Here is a 19,202-nt window from a genome sequence, read left to right on the forward strand (position 1 = left end):
TCTAGTTAATTTCTAAGCTACTTTGATAAGCATCTAAAATGTCAATAGTATCTCTTATAATAGGGCTCTGTGTGGCTTTGTAAAGAGATTTATTCCCAATAATATAAAACTCTTCTTTAGCTCTAGTCGCTGCAACGTTTAAAATATTGGGTTCAGAGACAGCCCAGCGAGCAGCCCCCTCACTCATATTATCTGCTCCAAGCACAAAATATACAATCTTATTTTCTTTTCCTTGGAAAGTATGTACCGTCCCTACATTTATAGGTTTTCCATTCTCCCGCTTTGTGAAACCGATTTTATCTAGTTCTTTTGCTAGTTGAACCGATACATTTTTAAAAGGAGTAATGACATAAATATCATCAAATTCCTCATGTCTTTTCTGCAACTCTTCTTTCAAATAATCAGCTTGCTCAGGAACAAATTTATCCTTAGCACCTCCACCAACGTCAAACCATTCTCCCAGACCTCGAGCTTCTTCCTTTCCTTGAACCATTAAATTATCATAAGAAATTTTATTGGAAATACTGAACATCGGATCACTAGAACGACGATGAACCCAGAGAGGAAGTCCTATCCATGTCCCATCTTGTTTTTTAAAACCATATCTACTAGCAGAATCCATCAATTCTTGCGTTGATGATACAAGATATTTAGAGGCTATCTTGTGGTGCTGTGCTAAAAATCCTAAAATATTTTTATCCATAGTCTGTACTGGTTGTATTTGAGAAGGATCCCCAACAGCCATAATATGCTTACTTCTAAAAATAGCCCCCACACTTGCTTGAGGTAATGCCTGACCAGCTTCATCAATAAATACATTACCGATACTATTTTCAGGCAAGCACCGAAACATGGAATTAAAGCTTGCAAAAGTTGTACTAATAACTGGAACAGTGAAATTGACCCAACTCCACGCAGCTTTATATAAATCACTAGCATTATCTCTCATTGAATAGTTTTGAGGCTTCTCCCAAATCCATAATGCTTTTTCAAAATGCTTTTTATTGTCATATATAAATTGCTTCCTAACTGCCAGTGCTTTAATAAACAAACGACTCTGCTCTTCTCGATAGTCATCATCAAACCAAAAATTTGATACCTGTAGTTCTTCATATGGAACAGAAAAATTCAACTTTTTAACAGGGTATGTAGCAAGTTCCGATTGTAATTTCAAAATTTTTTCCTGATGACGAATTAATTTATCTTCTTGTTTAGATTTCCATTCATTATACCTCTGTTGCCTTTGACTCAATTGATTTAATTCAAGTTCATGCATTTTTATCTCTTTTTGCAAACCGTGGCAATATTGACTTTCATCATGTACTTTCTTCAGTTCTGCTTTTAGACTTTCATTCGCTTGATTCAATCTCGTAAAATAAGTATCTAATTTCGATGGTGTGAAAAGTCTTTTTAACCATAAGAAACGTGGAGCTTGTAATTTTATCAACTCAACATCTTGTGCTGCTATCTGTTTGTTAACATTTAACATAGAAATAAGACGCTCATGCTCAAACAGCTCAGATTCTATTTCCTTTTTACTATTTTCTAATTGAATATGTTTATCCCGTATTTTAGATAGTTCTGAACGTCTTTGGGCATCATCCTGATGAAACTCTATCTCAACCTGCTGGTAAGCATTTTTCAATTTTACATGCAATCGAATCTTATCTGCTATATCTTGCATCTTTTCTCTTTTATCAAATAGCTTCTGATATTGAATTTTAAACTCTTCGTATACTGATGGGTTCGATTGAAATTTATCCGAATTCAACTCTTGTCGTATTGCTTTTAAAACATTTTGCAGACGGTCTCTATTCTGTTTTTTTCCACCTTCTATCGAAAACAATCCCCAATATTTTTTGTCGTTAGAAACATCTTCATCTTCTAACAATAAATCATTACTGATTTCAGCAAAGTAATCAATTTTCTTTAATTCATCTAACCAATTTAATTTCTGATAAATTTCTTTTCTTTGGGGTAATTCATTAACAATATTTTTAACAGCACCATTATTAGAACTTGCAACTACGATTCCTTTTTCTGCAATTTCTTTTGGTAATTTTGCAATAAGATCTAGTTTGTCATGACAAACTAGATTCCCTTTAAGCTTAGGAGCCGATAATTCACTAATAATTCTCGCCTGTTCCGTTACCAGATCTGCAAAAATATCTTTTAAAAGTGTCGTTTTACCAGTCCCCGGAGGACCATTGACACTTCTCACATCTTCATCCGCATTCGAAGCTAAATTTACAGCTACTTGTTGCATCATGGAAAGAGCATATTCAGGGTTACTAGGAAATCTTCCTAATGGATAATTTTTCGGTTCAAGTATAGTTTCTAAATCTTTGGGATTAAAATAGGATGATTCTTTATTGCCGTCCAAATTAACCCTTACAGAATCGAATCCTGATAAATAACGATTGAGATTTTCATTATAAATTGATTTTGCATATTTCAAATCCTTTAGAAAAAATGAATGTAAATTTATTTCGTCAGCAAAATTCTTAACAAAATAATATCTGCAATCACTTGGTGAAATCTCATACTTTTTGAGAAGTTTACTAAAAACTTCATTGAACTCTCCATCAAGAAACGCCTGACCTAACTGTTCTCGAAGCTCATTTTCTGCTATTAAGAAATCTTTAGGCAATTCCCCATTTTTGAAAATTTGCCCACTCATGGTTAAAAAAAACTTATCAGCTAAAAACTTCAAATCTTTATCAAAGTATAGAGCAAAAGTAAATTTATAAGAAGCTCTTCCCAATTCTTCCTCCGTCGCCTTTAAATTGTATTTGCCTCTTAACGCTTCAATAATTTTTCGAAAAGGGAAAATTCCACAATAAACAGCAATCCCTGAACTAGATTTTAATTTTTGACGTTTAAAAAAATCTTTTAATATTGATTGATAATCATCCCCTTGAAAAATCTTATACTTAGAATCACTTTTTTCAATATTCCCTTCTGATAATTGTTCTACTGTAATCCAAGCATCTAATATTTGATTATGGCTACTTCTCATCATGTCTCCTCTTAAAAAATATAAAAGCAAGAATATATCTTACTCGTAAAAAAAACTCCCCCACTCACTCCTCAGCAAGCCATATATGAGACTGTCACAGCGGTTGCCTTGGGCATCCTTGCGGTCTCTTATGCGGGCTTCTAAGATGAAGCCAAGTTTCTCTGCAATTCGTTGACTTTGGACATTGTAGCCAAAACAAGTCAGTTCAATCTTATGCATATTCAATTTTTTAAAAGCTAGGTCAATCAAGGCACACGCTGCTTCTGGAACATAACCTAAACCCCAATAATCTGGATGTAAGATATAGCCAATCTCCAAGACATCATCCTCGTGACGACGAGGGAAATCAACAGAGCCGATGACCTTATCGGTTCCTTTAACGACAATTCCATAGCCCGCTGGGAGATTGTTCTTTTCATTACGCTCGGGAAGGATATGCTCTAGATAATAAATCTCATCTTCCAAGGTCTTGACGGGCGGAAAACCTGCTGGGTAGGAAACTTCTGGCCTACTGGCATAGTCAAAGATATCCACAACATCAGCCACGGTACGGACTCGTAAGACTAGCCGTTCGGTTTCTAAACGTTCTGGCAACTCTGCTCTTGTCATCCTTCTACCTCGCTTTCTACAAAAAATCGTCCCTGCCATCTACATGACAGGGACGAATATGCTTATCCGCGGTACCACCCAATTTCGGGCAAGGCCCGCATCTTTGTTTATTTCAATTTTTCATCCATCAGCAACCAGTTTTGACACATTTGTGGACTTCTCAGCGCCGCCACTTTCTGTAAAATGTGGGATTCAAAACACCTCTAATGGCTCTATTGTAGCAAGTTTTTCTCGGAAATGCAAGGGGCAAGAAAGATTACTTGAAGCTGATTCCGTGCTCTTTTAATTTCTTAATGGTAGCTGGGCCGATTCCTTTCAAGGCAAGGAGTTCTTTTTCAGTCCAATTTTTAAAGTCAGCAGCCGACTTGATGCCTTCATCATAGAAAGTCTTAGCACGATCTACTGAGAGGCCACCCAAAGTAGCTGCGAAATCTTCTACAGAATTGGCTACTTTTTGAGCTTGTTCCTTAGTCGCTTCTACTGCTTGTTCCACTTTTTTAGAGACAACTTTTCCTGCTTCGCTAGCAGATTTTTCTGCGTGTTTCACAACTTTCTTGGTCTCTTCGACAACCTTAGTCACTGTAGTTGAAAATGCACCTGAGCGACGAAGGCTATTTCGCAATTGTTTTTTCCGTTGGAGTTTCTTTGACATGATAAAATCCTTTCAATAAAAAATCCCTGCTCTGACAAGGATTTAATAAAGATATTCTATCAAGATTTTGGGAAAAAATCAAGAAAGTATCTGTATTTTAATAGTTTCTCTCGCCAAACAAGCCTTCTGGCAAGTCATGGAATCCCTTGCCTGCCTTGAAATTTTCAAACTTACCCAGCAAGAACTGATAAGCATCCAAGCGGCTTTCGTAGCGAATCATGGCATCTTTGGCACGCTCGTCTTGGTCTTCTTCGTAGACTTTTTGACTTTCCTTGTGCGCCATATCGTTGATCATGATCTGGGTATTAACCCAGGATTCAAATTCCTTCATAAATTCCTGTTCGTAACTCATTGATTCTCCTTATTCTAATCCACGGAAATAGTCCGTATCAATCTCTCGGTAGGGCTGGATATCCTGAACATACTCTAGCACGCCTTGAAATTCTCCGTTCTCATCGTGTACTGCAGCGTAGGTGATGTGGACAAACTTGCCTCGCGACTCAGACTTGAACCACATTTCATACTTGTCCTTTTTACCTTCACGAAGACCTTTCATAACAGCCTTCACCTTTTCTAGGTACTTAGGCGGATGGCAGAGTTCAACATTGCGCCCAACTTGGGACGGCGTCCGTTTGAAAATCATCTCATCAGCTGGCGCATTGTCATTATAATACTGGAAAATATCGTCTTTATTGACAAAAGTGATCTCCATAGGGAGGTGATTGAGGATGAGATTGGCCTGCTCGACGGAGAGATAACCATTGCCAAAAGCCTGTTGACTATGGCGGTCCAGCACCGCTTCCTTTTCCTTAGGGGTAAAGGTAATAGTAAACTGGCCTTCAGGCGTATCGATAACTTGCTGAACTTGACCTTCAGCCGTGTCTAGCTGCACGAGCTCCTCTGCACTCTTTTCCTCAACGAAACTCTGTCGTTCTGGCACCCATTTCTCGGACGGACGAATGATGGCATAGCCGTAGGTATTGCTCTCCTCCGCAATCTGAATCCAGTCATCCTGGGTGAAAGACTCAAGGAGAATCATGAGGAGGATGGACTCTTCCTTGAAAATCATACTTTCAAACTCTGTCGCAAAAGCTTCAAAGGCCTCCTTTACAGTGGAAATCGCCACTTCTGGTAGTGCCTTAGCCGTCGCTAGAGCTGTCTGAAAGAGTTCTCTGATCTGATCGTCCACTCCCCACATGACTTTAGGAGGTGAATCGTGACCATAGCGCTCCATGATGGGAAAAAAGAGCTCTTCCTTGCGCTGATAATGGATGTCAAATTGCCCCAACAGCCCCATTTGACGTACCAAGCCCTTGCGCATCTCTGCCAGCATTTCCTCATCTTCCATAGACTCATAGGTATCCAACAGTCTCCGAATGCGAATCAAAGCTGCACGGAGAGCTAGATTTTCATCCTTGAAGACGCGAACGGGGTGGCCAGGATGCTCGGTATCCTCTACTTCGACACCCTTAACTGCATTTTTAAAAAGATTAGCATGGACATCACAGAGTTCCATGACATCTTCAAAGGTGACTCCTGAATCTGAGTTCATCAATTCGTGCTCCATGAGAGAAATCTCGATAGCTGAAACACCTGTAAAAGTCGCATCAAAACGCTCCTGAACCGACTCAGGAGAGGCACCATTGTGCAATTCTAGCAAAATATCCCGTAGGATATGAATCCGTTCATCTGCCATTAGTCTAATCCAATCACTTCATAGCCGTTTGCTTCTAGCGTGCGGACAATCTTGTCCATAGGAGTTCCTTCGAGTTTAGAACCCTGCTTAAGCGATACTTTGCGCCCAACAGTGTTGCGCATCAAGGGATTAGCAAGTGGTTTAAAACCGAGCTCTACTAGGATTTCCAAGACTTCCGGGTGCTTGTCTACCACTTCTGCAACGGGAATTGACACATCGATGATATTGTCCATGACGACCTCCATGTATGTTCTAATACTCAATGAAAATCAAAGAGCAAACTAGGAAGCTAGCCGCAGGCTGTACTTAAGTACGGCAAGGTGAAGCTGACGTGGTTTGAAGAGATTTTCGAAGAGTATAAAATGATTTTACTGCTTATATTATACCATATGGAAAGAGATTAAAAAACTAGCAGAAGAGTTCCTGCTAGTTTCTTTCATTTCAAGTTATTCCTTATCATCTGGTTTTGCGAGCCACTGGGCTACATCCATCAGCTTGTCAGCAAGCAGTACTTTCCCGAAACCTACTAGAGCATTGTCATCTTTTTTCATGTTCTTCAGGACTTTGATGCTTTGCATCACGAAAAAGTAATTCCCGTAAGTCTTGGTCAGAATTTTAATGAATCCCATATTACTCACCTTCGATGATTTCAGCTTCTTTTCGGATAGTTTCTATGTCTTCTTGATATTGTTCTTCATTATAGTTAACTAATTTAGATAACTCCTGTTGCAAGCTTTCCCCCATCGGTTTCATGGTCGCAAAGGTTAAGCCACCTGAAATAATGCCACCTAGGATAGGAATGAATTTCCCCATTCCTTTGGCTAGGCCTCCTTTTGTCAGATTAACACCAAAAATTTTCAAAACTTTTTTCAAAATTGGATACCAGAGCGTCTTTGTCAAGGCTTTCTGAGGAACAGTTTTCATCACTTGCTTAGCAACAGCAACACCTCCTGCTCGAAGCAAGGCAGCTGTACCATTTACCCCAAGCATGACACCAAGATATAGCAAGAGGGTATTTTGAGCATCCTCACTTAATTCATCACGAGAAGCCCAAAGGTCATCGTAACCGTAAATATACCCCAATTCTTGAGCTAATTTTAATGAAAAAGCATAAAATTGAGCTACATCTGCTGGTATGGTAATTGCCATGGCAAGACCTCCAGGTAGGCCTGCTAAAACCGAGGTCCCACTGGCCAGCAAGACATTATCCATAATACAAGCATTAGCAACTCTATCTAAGATTTCCTGAGATAGCAAGCTAGAAGGACCCTGCTCCAATAATGTTGAGATATCCTTCGGATCTAATTCTTTAGAAAACTTGTCCACTAAAAATTTTGAACGATCAACTTTCACAACAGGTAGTTTCACCACTTGTTCCAATACTTGCATAGCTAGATCTTGTTCAGCCATTTCAATCTCCTTATTTCTTTTTTTCACATCTTATCATATCATACTATAAGAAAAATATAAAGCCTTTTCAAAAAAATCATTTGTTTAACTTTCTTTTTTACAGATTATTGCCTCGTCATATCTGGCACTCCAGTAACAAAAAAGAGGGTTCCCCCTCTTTCTTAGTTCTTATCCAGATTGCGTAACATCTCGTCAATCTTGTTTCCATATTCGATGGATTCGTCTTTGACGAAGGTTAAATCTGGGATTTTGTACAATTTCAAATTGCGACCAAGTTCACGTTTGATGGTACCAGTTGCTTTTTCAAGCCCGATTTGAGCTTTTTGGTTATCCGAAGCAAGGTTACTCAAAATGGTGTAGTAAACCTTGGCAACAGACAGGTCACCCAGCATCTGAACATCTGTGATGGTCACACCTTGGACACGCGGATCACGGACTTTCTTTTGCAAAATCTCATTGACTTCACGCTTGATTTCCATGCCCACACGATCCGTACGGAAATGATTTGCCATGATATTCCTTTCTCTACTTTGAACCAAAAGCTAGGCCAGCAGACCTAGCTATTTTTAAACTTATTGATTTTCAGTTCAAATTGAAACGAAGTTCAATTTGAACTCGTTCGCTTCTTTCACCGTGGTGAAAGTGATGAAACTGATTTATCAGTCCCATCACAGGGGATTTTTGAGACTCTAGGTTCAAAAATAAGCAATGAAACCATCGGTTTGCTTGCGTCCCTCACCACCTAAGAAAGGAGCAAAAATCTTAACGTTTGATTTCTTCCATGACATAAGCTTCAATCACATCATCAGTCTTGATATCATTGTAGCCCTCAATCATGAGACCACCTTCACGACCGTTTGTAACTTCTTTGACGTCGTCTTTGTAGTGTTTCAAGCTTGCGAGTTCGCCATCATAGATTACGACACCGTCACGGATAACACAGACTTTAGAATCACGGGTAACCTTACCGTTGATAACCATGAATCCACCGATAGTTCCGACTTTAGATACCTTAAAGGTTTCACGGATAACTGCTTCACCGATAACTTTTTCTTCGAATTCAGGATCAAGCATCCCTTTCATGGCTTCTTCCATCTCTTCGATAACCTTATAGATAATGCTGTGGAGACGGATTTCTACATCGTCAGCTTCAGCTTGTTGACGCGCTTGTGGTGTAGGGCGTACGTTGAAACCAACGATAAAGGCATTTGAAGCTTCGGCAAGAGTCACGTCAGATTCATTGATGGCACCGACTGCCGAGTGAACGATAGTAACTTTCACACCTTCCACATCGATTTTTTGAAGTGAGGCAGAAAGGGCTTCAACAGATCCTTGTACGTCGGCCTTGATGATAACATTGACTGACTTGAGCTCACCAGCTTTAAGCGTATCAAAGAGGTTTTCAAGGCTGACACGTTGAGTAGCTTGACGTTGCTTCATAAGGGCACGTTTTGCACGTTCTTCACCGGCCGCACGCGCAGATTTTTCATCTTCGTAAACGGCAAAGTGGTCACCCGCCATTGGCGCTTCGTTCAAACCTGTGATAGAAACTGGTGTTGACGGACCTGCAACCTTAACACGACGACCAAGGTCATTGGTCATAGCACGGACACGACCGAAGGTATTTCCGACAACGATTGGGTCTTGGACATTCAAGGTACCTTGTTGGACAAGAAGGGTTGCGACCGCACCTTTTCCTTTATCCAAGCGCGCTTCGATAACCGTACCGATCGCACGCACTGTTGGGTCTGCTTTGAGTTCTTGGATTTCAGCCACAAGTAGGACCGTTTCCAAGAGTTCATCGATGTTTTGGTTGAATTTAGCCGAGATTTCGACAAACTCAGAATCTCCACCCCAAGCTGTTGACATAACACCGTGTTCAGCCAATTCACCGATAACACGTTCTGGATTGGCACCTGGTTTATCAATCTTGTTGATAGCTACGATAATTGGAACGTTGGCCGCTTTTGAGTGGTTGATGGCTTCAATAGTCTGAGGCATAACCCCGTCGTCAGCCGCTACAACCAAGATGGTAATATCGGTAACAGAGGCACCACGCGCACGCATAGAGGTAAAGGCCGCGTGTCCTGGTGTATCAAGGAAGGTAATCTTCTTGCCATTTTCAACGATTTGGTAGGCACCGATATGCTGAGTGATACCACCCGCTTCACCTGTCGCAACACGGGAGTTACGAAGGGTATCCAAGAGGGTTGTTTTACCATGGTCAACGTGTCCCATGATGGTTACAACTGGTGGACGCTCAACCAATTCATCTTCATTAAGATAGCCATCTTCGACAAAGAAACGTTCGATGTCGGCATTATCCACTTCAACCTTTTGTTTGGCTTCGATACCGTAATCCACCATGAGGAGTTCGATGGTTTCTCCATCTAAGGATTGGTTTTGTGTGGCCATCACACCCATCATAAAGAGTTTCTTAACGATTTCAGCTGGTTCACGTTTAATACGTTTTGCGATTTCCGCAACAGTCATACCATCTGTATACTCAAATTCTGTTGGCAATTCGTGGAACTTACGCTCTGTAACAGGTTTTGGAGTCTGGTTACGGTTGTTTTGCTTGTTCCCTTTTTTATTTTTCTTGTTGTTATTCCAGTTACTATTTCTTTGATTTCTCACTTGATTCTGACTACTTCGATTCTTTTGTTGTTTTCTAGGACCATCTTCTTCGTGATCATAATCGTCACGTTCTTTGTCTGGTCGAGCTTGTTTTTTACGACGTGTATCCACTGGCGCTTCTTTCGCTACAGGAGCTACTGTTATAGCTGGCTGCGTTTGTTCAGCTAGCTTAGCAGCTTCTTCAAAGATTTCCTCTGGCTCCTTGCGTTTGTTAGCTTGAGCCAAGGCTTCTTTGGCTGCTTGCGATTGTTTGAAGCGCTCCTCGCTTGAGCGTGCGTACTCTGCATTTTGCTCTGCTTTTAGGGCTGCTGCACGGGCTTTAAAGTCAACACGTGGGCCAGCTTGTTTTGGCTGGAAGTCTTGTTGCTGACGGCGATCATTGCCACGATTCCCTTGACCTTGTGGTTTTTTCCCTTGGTCGTTAAATCGGCGATTGTCGCGGTTTCCTTGACCAGGTTTGCCACCATTACGACCATCGTTTTTCTGACGGTTGCCGTTTTGTTGTTGGTCACGGTTGTTGCCCTTGTTTTGTTTGCGTCGCTCTGCCTGCTCTTTGGCACGCGCCTCACGCTCCGCCTTGAAGTTTCGACTCTGTGGTCTTGCGGCCACTACTTTTTCTTCCTTAGGAGCTGCAGGTGTAGCTGATTTGCTTTCTTCCTTAGCGGCAGCTGGTTTAGCTGATACAGGCTTTTCTGCTTTCTTTTCTACACTTGCTTTTGGTGCTACAGGTTTTGCTTCTGCTTTAGGAGCAGGTGCAGGTTTAAAGCTAGCTGCGATTTGTTCAGCAGCAGCAGCTTCCACGCTCGATGAGTGGCTTTTCACATCCAAGCCCAACTCTTTTGCACGCGCTACAACTTCTTTACTTTCTTTTCCAAGCTCTTTTGCGATTTCGTACAATCTTTTCTTAGACAAATCATGTCCTCCTCTTCTATTCCATAAGAGACCTCATTTTCTTTGTAAATCCAGCATCTGTCACAGCCAAAACCTTTCTCGGTTTCCCGACTGCTATGCTTAATTCCAGTGTTGAAAACACGGTTATAACTTCTACTTGATAATAGTCACTTTTATCTTGAATCTTCTTGGTCAGATTAGGACCAGCATCATGGGCTAGAAAGACTAGCTTGGCTTTCTGGTCTTGGATGGCTTTAACCACCAATTCCTCACCCGATATGATCCGGCCTGCTCGTTGAGCAAGTCCCAAGAGATTACTTATCTTTTGCTTATTCAAGTCCTAACTCTCTTCTTTTCACTTTGTGATCCACATAGGCGATCAACTCGTCATAAAAGCTTTCTTCCACTTCCATGTTAAAGCTGCGGTTAAAGACTCTCTTCTTTTTGGCCTCTAGGGCTTCTGCGTTGTCTAGCTTGATATAAGCGCCACGACCATTGGCCTTGCCTGTCGGATCGATAAAGACTTGCCCTTCTTTGTTCTTGACAATGCGGAGCAAATCACGCTTATCAATCACTTCGTTGGATACAACAGACTTGCGCAAAGGGATTTTTCTTGTTTTCATCTTTCCCTCCTCTAGCAGCTTTTATTCTTCGATCAATTCGTCCGCAGCTGCGTAATCCACTTGGCCTGCTTCTTCCATAGCTTCAAATTCACTGGCAGACTTGATATCGATACGGTAACCCGTCAAGTGAGCCGCCAAGCGAACGTTTTGTCCACGACGACCGATAGCAAGAGAAAGCTTGTTATCAGGCACAACGACTAAGGCACGTTTGCTGTCATTTTCATCAAAGATAACTTGGTCAACCTCAGCAGGAGCGATGGCATTGTAGATAAACTCAGCTGGATCTGCTACCCACTCGATAACGTCGATGTTTTCTTCAACAGGAATCATACGGTCACTCTTGGCATCGTAACGAGCTGGGTGGAATTTGCTGGTGATTTTCTTGATATTGGCACCACCACGTCCAACGATTGTCCCAATAGCGTCCACGTTTGGATTGTGGCTACGAACGGCAACTTTCGTACGGTCACCAGCTTCGCGGGCTACGCTCATGATTTCAACAGTTCCATCGTAAACTTCTGGAATTTCTTGCTCCATCAAGCGTTTGATCATTTCAGGATGGCTACGGCTAACAAAGACATTGACACCACGAGGGTTGTCTTCAACCTTGTAAACGTAGACTTCGATACGGTCATGGGAAGCAAACACCTCTCCAGGAATTTGGTCTTGTTTTGATAATTGGGCTTCGATGCTGCCAAGGTTGACGTAAATAAAGCGGTTGTCAAATCGTTCTACTGTACCAGACATGATTTCTTGTTCATGTTCTTTATAAGTATTGTAAGTGATGGCACGTGTTTGCTTGCGCATTTTTTCCATGATGGTTTGTTTGGCAGATTGGGCTGCTACACGACCAAACTCAGCAGGTGCTTCTTCAAACTTGATTTTGTCACCAAGCTCATAGGCTGAATTAATGGCAAGGGCATCTTTCAAGCTGATTTCCAAACGGCTATCAAATACTTCATCTACAACTTCACGAACAGTATAGACAGTAAAGTCACCAGTCTTTTCATTAAAGTCGATGGCTACGCTATCTGACTGACCATAGCGTCTACGATAAGCGGAACGAAGCGACTCTACTACTGCGTCGATGATGTCTTCTTTTTTGATTCCCTTGTCTTCTTCCAAAATGCGGAAGGCCTCTAGCATTTCTTTACTCATGTTTTCTTCACTTTTGAATCCTCAAAAGCTATCCTTTCTTTTCTATAATTTTACTGCTAAACGTGCTTTTGATACTAAACTGTATGGAATTTGGACGGTTTTCTTACGTGTCTTGTCCATATACTCCATAGTCAACTCATCCTCTTCAAAGGATACCAAGGTACCTTCAAAGACTTTTTGTTTATCGATGGCTTGGTAGAGCCCGACATGGATGTATTTCCCAACCGCTCCAGCGACAGCATCCTTGGTTTTCAAAGGGCGTTCCAAGCCTGGACTGGTGATTTCTAGGAAATATTGTTCTGGGAAGGGATCGGGCTTGATGGTATCTAGGACAGGACTGATGATTTCTGTCAGGTCTGCCGTGTCGTTCAAGGTAATTCCTTCGGGTTTATCTACAAAAATACTGAGAATCATGTCACTGCCAATCTTTCCATACTCGATATCCACGAGCTCGAAAGGCGCTTGGATGACAGGTTCTACAACTTCTCTGACTAATTCTACGATTGTTGCGATTGCGTCCACCTCCTCATAAGCAAGAGGCGAAGATATTTCCCCGCCTCTCTTTCTCATATTCTTACTATCAGTATAGCACGTTTATCAATTTATGTAAAGCATAAGCACTCAAACGGCTGGTTTTCAAGCTATTTCTTAAAATTCTGCTTCAACTCGGTAGATCACTTGACCTTTGCTGGAGAATTTTTGCTCATACTCTGTCATGACATTGCCTTCAAAATCACTAGCATGCAAGTCCAGCCAAACACCGTTGAGTTTCATCCCATACTGAGAAAAGCTCACTAGACTGTACTCAAACAAGCCACGGTTATCTGTCTTGAAATGGATTTCCCCATTCTCAGGCAAAATGCGCTTGAAGGTATCCAAGAAACTCTTGTAAGTCAAACGACGTTTTTCATGGCGTTTTTTAGGCCAGGGATCTGAAAAGTTTAGGTAGAGACGATCAATCTCACCGTCTTCAAAGTAGTCAGTCAAATCTGAACCATCTACCCACAGCAACTTGATGTTGGGCACTCCAACTTCTAATACCTTATCCAAGGCATAACTCAATACCGACTTTTGGATATCAATCCCGATGTAGTTGATGTCAGGATTTTGCTTGGCCATTCCAGATACGAAGGCCCCTTTCCCACTTCCAACCTCTACATGAATAGGATGATCATTTCCAAACAAGTCTCGCCATTTCCCTTTAGCTTCTAAGGGATTGAGGACTACATACTGAGGATTGGCCTCTAGTAATTCTGTCGCCCCTTTACGATTTCTAACTCTCATCTCTTCTTTCCATACTTGTCACGGAAGACGCGCAAGGCATAAATCTCCCGGTTTACATTGTCTAAATCTTGATTTTCACAGTATTTGGCAATCTGGTTCAAGTAAGAATACTGACCATACCAATACAATTTATCTAACACTGTCTGATTGTACTTATAGCCGTAGTCTCTCAACCATTGGCGCCACTGATGATCCGGAATGTAATGACATAGCAAATGCGCCACATCAAACATACGATCCGTCAGACGAACCGAATCCCAATCTACTAGATAAACGAGTCCACTCTCTGTTTCAATCCAATTACTATGACGAAGATCCCCATGCACAATCGTTGCATGGTCTTCCCTAAAACCTGGAACCGTCTTACCTAGCTCAGCAATCACACTGTTCAAATAGTGATTCTGCTTCAAGATTTCTGGAACTCCTTGCTGCCAAGAACGTAGCAAATCAACTGGTGTTTCCATGGTGTATCCCAAACGGCTCAACTGCTTCATCAAAGGACGCGAGCGGTGAAGGCGGTTCAAGATATTGATAATCTGCTTGCGATTCATATCGTAAGGGGTCAAGATTTTACCCGTCAGCCATTCCTGAGCACACATATCACGGCCATCTGGCAAACGACGAGTCCATAGTAATTGAGGAGCGATTTGTTCTCTGGCTAGGCCAGGTAGGATTGGAGAGGTGTTCATTTTTACAAAGACGCGCTTCCCATCAGGGTAGCTTCCCATATAAGCTTTGCCACTCTTCCCAGGGATAGGGGTCAGCGTTAGCTCATTATCACCCAAGTCCATTTATTTCCTCCGTATAAAGTTTCCTTACTATTCTACTAGTTTTTGGTCTATTCGTCAACCAGTCCACACCCAATTCTCAAAGAAAAGCCTCTAGATTGGCTTTAGCCATTATTATGAAAAGAAAAAGGCAAGCATCATCGTCTGCTTACCTTTTCATGATTTTTAGAAATAAGTTAAAAGTGGCAAACTGTTGTAAGACATGTGGACTAGAGTAGAAACCCACAAATTTTGGCTCTTTTTATAAGCAACCCCCAGCAACAAGCCCCCAAGTAGATAATAGAAAAACGAAGGCACATCGTAAGGTTCATGCATGAAAGAAAAGAGAGAGGAAGTCAGTACAAGCCCTAACCAAGAATTTTCAAATATAGCCCCCTGAAAAAGTCCTCTGAACATGAGTTCCTCCTGGATTGGTGCCAAAACTGTAGCACTAACAATAAAGGAAAGCGACAGTCCTTTACTCGTTTCCTCAAGGTGTTGAGCCGAAGCACCAGAAACAACTGAGAAAAAAGCATGATAGCCTATATTTACCAGCACCGTAAGAAGAAAGATTCCAATGAACAGCAAGAGTTGTTTCTTGCTTAACATACCAAAAGAAATCATGTCAAACCATTTCGCATAGCCAAAACTAAGGAAAAGCAAGAGACTCTTTACAACAATGAATGTATACTGGTGTTGAAAATAATCCCCTTGATTGACGGAATATCCCGCTGCACCAACGATTGCAAAGACTAAAAATCCCAAAAACAAGGCATGACATTTATTAAAAATTCTCATAAAACTATCCTCCCCACCAAACAGACTTCCCTACACGTCATCTTTTAGCTCTAGCCTTTCCAAAACAAACCATTTGAGTAACCAAAATCCGACCACATAACCAGCCCCTAAGAATATAGCCATTAAAGCTAACATGGGATTTAGGAAATAAAAGATCACAACAGATATAAAGGTTAGCACAAAAACATTAAAGGCAATGGTGTCAGAAGCCAAGACTAGAATATAGGGCGTCAACCAGTCTAAGGTTTTTGAATCTAGGAAAAATAAGTGTTTATACATGATGTATTCCTATACAGCATAGAGAGTATAAACTCAAAGAAATACCTGGATTAATAACTCTATATACCAATCAAATCCTCTAATGTGGCCATAAAACCGAAACTGCCGCCCCCACCAGCTGCACAAATTAAATAGATCTGAATAGTCACCATTTATATTTTCATACTACCATCCTATCAAACAAATAATCAAAACAGACAATTCTACTTTCAATTGTTCACCTTTCGCTCCACTTCCAATATAGAATTTTCCTGACTACTATAGGATTGACTAACTTCTCATGATTCGTTGTTACCATGCTTTCAGCTCTCATCAGAACCTCACATCAATAGATAAGTCGTACATCTTTTCTCGTACACTCTCGTGATTTAAATATATGGATTAGGTATACCTATTTGTGCTTTAGAGTGTGAAGCCACTTTATCCTCTAAACGTGTCTTACTACTGTTCTTTAAGCCACGATTTCGCTATGCCTTCTTCTCCCCGCTACCTCACGATAGTCAGGCTTGAGAATCGCTATTGAATTCACCGGTAGCGGGTGCACACGGAGGACTTACACATCAAATAAACGTCATGCCCGTCGTACTCAAAAAAGAAAGGACGAAATTAGTCCTTTCTCGATCTTAGCTTTTCTTCAACTCACTACAGTTGACAATGAGCCAAAGGATAGTTAATAACCTATTGAAGTGTCAAATGTTGCTAACTCCATTTATCTTCAAATTTAAATAGACACATTATCGGAGTTATCAGTAAGAAAAAATCTAACCAATTCAGATAATTCATAATATAGGATATAATACCAGCCATAACGAAAAGGTACAAAGCTGTACGATATCCTCTCTTTGGGTTTTTATCAGCCTTGGTGTTAAAAATAATGTACACACAACAAATTGCAATGAGTATAAGCTGAATCATAGTCCCATTTAACATATTAACACCCATTCCTTTTTTAAACTATTTTGGGGGTCTCAATCCAAAAGCTATAATGCCACCTACTATAGCGCCCCCTGTTGCGCAAATCAAGTAAGCTTGAGGGCCTCCAGCAATACAAGATTGTCCTGCCTGAAATGCACCCGACAAGGCTCCTACAACTACATCTCCTCCCAATCCACCTCCAGAAATATTACTTAATTCTTGATTGTCTACTATTTTGTAATCAAACATAATTTCTACTCCCTTCTATGGCCAAATATTATCAGCAATTGCAGTAAAAGCACCACCAAGTTTAGCTCCAGCCCAAGCACAGCCAGCAGTCATAGCCCATGCGGAACCACCAGTAAGGAGTCCTCCTACCGTACACATAGCAACTCCGATACCTGCTCCATAGACAGCTCTTTTTCCCACTGTTCCCCAATCAGTTCCTCCCTCAATGCTAGCCAGCATATCAGTATCCATAATCTTAAATTGTTCCATCATTTTTGTATTCATATCGTATATAACTTTTCAGTTACGGAACAAGTTTAATATAAAAATTATCAAAAAAACATAGGCAATGAAGAGAAAAAATAATTTATCATAGATTAGAAATAATATGACAAAACAATTCAATGATGTTAATTCAATAGTCTTTTGTTTTTTATCAGAGGTACTTATAGATAGATAGATAAATAAGATATGTTTGGAAAGCGAAGAGAATAATATAGAATATAGCCTTCATAAAATATAGCTTCCATTTTTATGATGTAGCACTATAGGCTAAATATCCACAAATCACTGCTCCTCCAATTCCTCCTATTGCAGCGCCCCATGGTCCTAGAAACTTCCCATATTTCACTCCACCCGCTGCACAACCTAAAGCAGCAACTACAGCCGCTCCTCCGGAATTACCTCCATAAATCTCACTTAACATTGTTTCATCTACATTATAATAAGTATTCATACAAATCTCCTTTTATCAAAATCCACCCGTTGCACCTGTTACTCCTGCCCAAAGAGCCACACCAAATTTAGCTCCTATGTATCCACATTCTCCCATAAATAGCGCTCCAACACCACTCGCAGCACAAATGGCTGTTCCTAAGCCCCAGTCACCAAAAGCTGCACCACCACCTTCTAAGACATTAGTTTGCCAATTATTCTTGCCTCCTTCAATACTAGATAACATAGTTATATCCATTTCATGAAATTGTGACATCATTTTTGTATTCATGATGAATACTCCTTTTTATTTTTAATTTTTTTCCTGTTGCAACTTTGACAAGTTTAGTATATCACTGTTTATTAATTTTTTTCATCCAAATCTTGAATTGTCATCGAAATGTCTTGAATTACTCAAAGAGCACAATCTTCCCAATCAACTAATAAGAAGTGAATAATATTAAATTCTATTATTCACTTCTTATAATCGATAATTATTTTTAATCTACTATTTTTAGCTAAATATCCTGTGTAAAAAAGTCAGCAAAAATGGTAATGTCGCTACGATATTATTGATAACATGCACCGCATAGGATGGATAAATGCTCTTGGTATAGCGGGTCAAACCAGCAAAGATGATTCCAACTGTTGCAAAGACGAAGATATCTAACAGACTAGGCAGGCTTGAAAAATGAGGGAGAGCAAATAAAATAGAAGGAAGAAGCAAATCAAGACCAAATCGCGAATGCTTAAAGAAAGCATGTTGCAGTAATCCTCTATAGATTAACTCTTCCATCAGTGGAACCAGAAAGAACAGGGCTATATAAATACCTAGCTCTGCAAAGTTAGTCCCACTATAACCAATCAATACAGCCCAACCTTCCGCAGTTGACTGAACATGTTTAGCTGTCTGAACGTTAAAAGAGATCTGGAACACTACCACTAATACTGTCAAAATCGAATACCAAAGCCATTTTTTTCTTGGAATGCGAAAGAGATAACCATGGCCTGTCTTAACAAGAACCACAATCATGACTCCAATAAAAAGTAAACTCAAGATATTTTGAATCCAGAATAAATTGCCTATCTGAGAAGAAAATTGCCAATAGTTTTGGACGATAAGCGTCAGCTGAGAAAGACCAAATACGAAAAATAGGTAGGATAAAATTGCACTTGTTTTGAATAGAAGCTGATACTTTTTCATAGAAATTCTTCCTCATTTCTTATATTTCAGCCTATATTGCACATAAATGAAAACCTGCTCCTATATAACCAAGGTCACGATAACCACGCGGGCAGTACCCACTTACTGGGAAAGGACCTGAATTTTTTAATATAGAAGGGTAAGGACCAAATGGACTGTCCTGATAAGCATACCCTCTATAAATACCAGATACATCCCCACCCTCTATACAAGCAAGCATTTCAGTATCCATAATCTCAAATTGTTCTATCATTTTTGTATCCATAACGAATACCTCTATTTTAATCTTAATTTTAATTTTTGTCTTGTTTCAACTTT

General features: G+C 40.4%; 24 protein-coding genes. All 24 read right to left on the minus strand.

Annotated elements, in window-relative coordinates:
- Position 1: 1 nt before the first annotated feature.
- Positions 2-3,019, minus strand: coding sequence for an ATP-binding protein (locus NMM25_RS07135; RefSeq protein WP_254736402.1), 3,018 nt, complete (start codon positions 3,017-3,019; stop codon positions 2-4).
- Positions 3,020-3,058: 39 nt separating this feature from the next.
- On the minus strand, positions 3,059-3,628 hold the full coding sequence (locus NMM25_RS07140; RefSeq protein WP_254736403.1) for a GNAT family N-acetyltransferase: 570 nt from the start codon (positions 3,626-3,628) through the stop codon (positions 3,059-3,061).
- Positions 3,629-3,884: 256 nt separating this feature from the next.
- On the minus strand, positions 3,885-4,280 hold the full coding sequence (locus tag NMM25_RS07145; RefSeq protein ID WP_220107331.1) for a helix-hairpin-helix domain-containing protein: 396 nt from the start codon (positions 4,278-4,280) through the stop codon (positions 3,885-3,887).
- 97 nt (positions 4,281-4,377) lie between these two features.
- Positions 4,378-4,632, minus strand: a complete 255-nt coding sequence (locus tag NMM25_RS07150) for a DUF1912 family protein (RefSeq protein WP_254736404.1) — start codon at positions 4,630-4,632, stop codon at positions 4,378-4,380.
- Between the two features lie 9 nt (positions 4,633-4,641).
- Entirely contained in the window at positions 4,642-5,976 is a 1,335-nt protein-coding gene (locus tag NMM25_RS07155) for a DUF438 domain-containing protein (protein WP_254736405.1), read from the minus strand.
- Positions 5,976-6,209 carry a DUF1858 domain-containing protein gene (locus NMM25_RS07160; RefSeq protein ID WP_000368739.1) on the minus strand — a complete coding sequence of 78 codons (234 nt, stop codon included), beginning with the start codon at positions 6,207-6,209 and terminating at the stop codon, positions 5,976-5,978. Before NMM25_RS07160 ends, NMM25_RS07155 begins: the two co-directional genes overlap by 1 nt.
- A 213-nt stretch (positions 6,210-6,422) precedes the next feature.
- Entirely contained in the window at positions 6,423-6,605 is a 183-nt protein-coding gene (locus NMM25_RS07165) for a hypothetical protein (protein ID WP_000505783.1), read from the minus strand.
- Between the two features lies 1 nt (position 6,606).
- On the minus strand, positions 6,607-7,386 hold the full coding sequence (locus tag NMM25_RS07170) for a hypothetical protein (protein WP_000840376.1): 780 nt from the start codon (positions 7,384-7,386) through the stop codon (positions 6,607-6,609).
- Between the two features lie 161 nt (positions 7,387-7,547).
- Complete coding sequence (gene rbfA, locus NMM25_RS07175; RefSeq protein WP_001273601.1) at positions 7,548-7,898, minus strand: 30S ribosome-binding factor RbfA; 351 nt, start codon at positions 7,896-7,898, stop codon at positions 7,548-7,550.
- 250 nt (positions 7,899-8,148) lie between these two features.
- Positions 8,149-10,935, minus strand: coding sequence for a translation initiation factor IF-2 (gene infB, locus NMM25_RS07180; protein WP_254736406.1), 2,787 nt, complete (start codon positions 10,933-10,935; stop codon positions 8,149-8,151).
- A gap of 16 nt (positions 10,936-10,951) precedes the next feature.
- The gene (locus NMM25_RS07185; RefSeq protein ID WP_001041395.1) at positions 10,952-11,251 is read right to left on the minus strand and encodes a YlxQ-related RNA-binding protein; all 300 of its coding nucleotides are present in this window, start codon (positions 11,249-11,251) and stop codon (positions 10,952-10,954) included.
- Positions 11,244-11,537, minus strand: coding sequence for an RNase P modulator RnpM (locus tag NMM25_RS07190; protein WP_000857564.1), 294 nt, complete (start codon positions 11,535-11,537; stop codon positions 11,244-11,246). Before NMM25_RS07190 ends, NMM25_RS07185 begins: the two co-directional genes overlap by 8 nt.
- A gap of 21 nt (positions 11,538-11,558) precedes the next feature.
- The gene (nusA, locus tag NMM25_RS07195; RefSeq protein ID WP_000032277.1) at positions 11,559-12,695 is read right to left on the minus strand and encodes a transcription termination factor NusA; all 1,137 of its coding nucleotides are present in this window, start codon (positions 12,693-12,695) and stop codon (positions 11,559-11,561) included.
- 42 nt (positions 12,696-12,737) lie between these two features.
- Entirely contained in the window at positions 12,738-13,217 is a 480-nt protein-coding gene (gene rimP / locus NMM25_RS07200; protein WP_000338695.1) for a ribosome maturation factor RimP, read from the minus strand.
- A gap of 126 nt (positions 13,218-13,343) precedes the next feature.
- The gene (trmB, locus tag NMM25_RS07205) at positions 13,344-13,979 is read right to left on the minus strand and encodes a tRNA (guanosine(46)-N7)-methyltransferase TrmB (RefSeq protein WP_001266088.1); all 636 of its coding nucleotides are present in this window, start codon (positions 13,977-13,979) and stop codon (positions 13,344-13,346) included.
- Entirely contained in the window at positions 13,976-14,770 is a 795-nt protein-coding gene (gene ccrZ / locus NMM25_RS07210; RefSeq protein ID WP_000363019.1) for a cell cycle regulator CcrZ, read from the minus strand. Before ccrZ ends, trmB begins: the two co-directional genes overlap by 4 nt.
- Positions 14,771-14,932: 162 nt before the next feature.
- Positions 14,933-15,544, minus strand: coding sequence for a CPBP family intramembrane glutamic endopeptidase (locus NMM25_RS07215; RefSeq protein ID WP_254726620.1), 612 nt, complete (start codon positions 15,542-15,544; stop codon positions 14,933-14,935).
- 30 nt (positions 15,545-15,574) lie between these two features.
- Positions 15,575-15,823 carry an immunity protein BlpZ gene (blpZ, locus tag NMM25_RS07220; protein ID WP_254726622.1) on the minus strand — a complete coding sequence of 83 codons (249 nt, stop codon included), beginning with the start codon at positions 15,821-15,823 and terminating at the stop codon, positions 15,575-15,577.
- A 954-nt stretch (positions 15,824-16,777) separates the two neighbouring features.
- Positions 16,778-16,987, minus strand: coding sequence for a Blp family class II bacteriocin (locus NMM25_RS07225; RefSeq protein WP_049537864.1), 210 nt, complete (start codon positions 16,985-16,987; stop codon positions 16,778-16,780).
- Positions 16,988-17,002: 15 nt separating this feature from the next.
- Complete coding sequence (locus NMM25_RS07230; protein WP_254736407.1) at positions 17,003-17,251, minus strand: Blp family class II bacteriocin; 249 nt, start codon at positions 17,249-17,251, stop codon at positions 17,003-17,005.
- Positions 17,252-17,498: 247 nt separating this feature from the next.
- On the minus strand, positions 17,499-17,702 hold the full coding sequence (locus NMM25_RS07235; RefSeq protein ID WP_198459247.1) for a Blp family class II bacteriocin: 204 nt from the start codon (positions 17,700-17,702) through the stop codon (positions 17,499-17,501).
- A 15-nt stretch (positions 17,703-17,717) separates the two neighbouring features.
- On the minus strand, positions 17,718-17,972 hold the full coding sequence (gene blpM / locus NMM25_RS07240; RefSeq protein ID WP_254736408.1) for a two-peptide bacteriocin subunit BlpM: 255 nt from the start codon (positions 17,970-17,972) through the stop codon (positions 17,718-17,720).
- A 222-nt stretch (positions 17,973-18,194) separates the two neighbouring features.
- Positions 18,195-18,884: a CPBP family intramembrane glutamic endopeptidase gene (locus NMM25_RS07245; protein WP_000760542.1), complete on the minus strand. Its 690-nt coding sequence runs from the start codon at positions 18,882-18,884 to the stop codon at positions 18,195-18,197.
- Positions 18,885-18,915: 31 nt separating this feature from the next.
- Positions 18,916-19,149 carry a bacteriocin class II family protein gene (locus NMM25_RS07250; RefSeq protein WP_254736409.1) on the minus strand — a complete coding sequence of 78 codons (234 nt, stop codon included), beginning with the start codon at positions 19,147-19,149 and terminating at the stop codon, positions 18,916-18,918.
- Between the last annotated feature and the right edge of the window lie 53 nt (positions 19,150-19,202).

The organism is Streptococcus sp. CF10-1, assembly GCF_024295825.1.
Taxonomy (GTDB): domain Bacteria; phylum Bacillota; class Bacilli; order Lactobacillales; family Streptococcaceae; genus Streptococcus.

What these genes read in the sequence shown, in the direction of transcription:
- NMM25_RS07135 (WP_254736402.1), bottom strand. Translation starts at nt 3,019, where the DNA reads ATGAGAAGTAGCCATAATCAAATATTAGATGCTTGGATTACAGTAGAA.
- NMM25_RS07140 (WP_254736403.1), bottom strand. Translation starts at nt 3,628, where the DNA reads ATGACAAGAGCAGAGTTGCCAGAACGTTTAGAAACCGAACGGCTAGTC.
- NMM25_RS07145 (WP_220107331.1), bottom strand. Translation starts at nt 4,280, where the DNA reads ATGTCAAAGAAACTCCAACGGAAAAAACAATTGCGAAATAGCCTTCGT.
- NMM25_RS07150 (WP_254736404.1), bottom strand. Translation starts at nt 4,632, where the DNA reads ATGAGTTACGAACAGGAATTTATGAAGGAATTTGAATCCTGGGTTAAT.
- NMM25_RS07155 (WP_254736405.1), bottom strand. Translation starts at nt 5,976, where the DNA reads ATGGCAGATGAACGGATTCATATCCTACGGGATATTTTGCTAGAATTG.
- NMM25_RS07160 (WP_000368739.1), bottom strand. Translation starts at nt 6,209, where the DNA reads ATGGACAATATCATCGATGTGTCAATTCCCGTTGCAGAAGTGGTAGAC.
- NMM25_RS07165 (WP_000505783.1), bottom strand. Translation starts at nt 6,605, where the DNA reads ATGGGATTCATTAAAATTCTGACCAAGACTTACGGGAATTACTTTTTC.
- NMM25_RS07170 (WP_000840376.1), bottom strand. Translation starts at nt 7,386, where the DNA reads ATGGCTGAACAAGATCTAGCTATGCAAGTATTGGAACAAGTGGTGAAA.
- rbfA (WP_001273601.1), bottom strand. Translation starts at nt 7,898, where the DNA reads ATGGCAAATCATTTCCGTACGGATCGTGTGGGCATGGAAATCAAGCGT.
- NMM25_RS07190 (WP_000857564.1), bottom strand. Translation starts at nt 11,537, where the DNA reads ATGAAAACAAGAAAAATCCCTTTGCGCAAGTCTGTTGTATCCAACGAA.
- nusA (WP_000032277.1), bottom strand. Translation starts at nt 12,695, where the DNA reads ATGAGTAAAGAAATGCTAGAGGCCTTCCGCATTTTGGAAGAAGACAAG.
- trmB (WP_001266088.1), bottom strand. Translation starts at nt 13,979, where the DNA reads ATGAGAGTTAGAAATCGTAAAGGGGCGACAGAATTACTAGAGGCCAAT.
- ccrZ (WP_000363019.1), bottom strand. Translation starts at nt 14,770, where the DNA reads ATGGACTTGGGTGATAATGAGCTAACGCTGACCCCTATCCCTGGGAAG.
- NMM25_RS07215 (WP_254726620.1), bottom strand. Translation starts at nt 15,544, where the DNA reads ATGAGAATTTTTAATAAATGTCATGCCTTGTTTTTGGGATTTTTAGTC.
- blpZ (WP_254726622.1), bottom strand. Translation starts at nt 15,823, where the DNA reads ATGTATAAACACTTATTTTTCCTAGATTCAAAAACCTTAGACTGGTTG.
- NMM25_RS07225 (WP_049537864.1), bottom strand. Translation starts at nt 16,987, where the DNA reads ATGTTTGATTACAAAATAGTAGACAATCAAGAATTAAGTAATATTTCT.
- NMM25_RS07230 (WP_254736407.1), bottom strand. Translation starts at nt 17,251, where the DNA reads ATGAATACAAAAATGATGGAACAATTTAAGATTATGGATACTGATATG.
- NMM25_RS07235 (WP_198459247.1), bottom strand. Translation starts at nt 17,702, where the DNA reads ATGAATACTTATTATAATGTAGATGAAACAATGTTAAGTGAGATTTAT.
- blpM (WP_254736408.1), bottom strand. Translation starts at nt 17,972, where the DNA reads ATGAATACAAAAATGATGTCACAATTTCATGAAATGGATATAACTATG.
- NMM25_RS07245 (WP_000760542.1), bottom strand. Translation starts at nt 18,884, where the DNA reads ATGAAAAAGTATCAGCTTCTATTCAAAACAAGTGCAATTTTATCCTAC.
- NMM25_RS07250 (WP_254736409.1), bottom strand. Translation starts at nt 19,149, where the DNA reads ATGGATACAAAAATGATAGAACAATTTGAGATTATGGATACTGAAATG.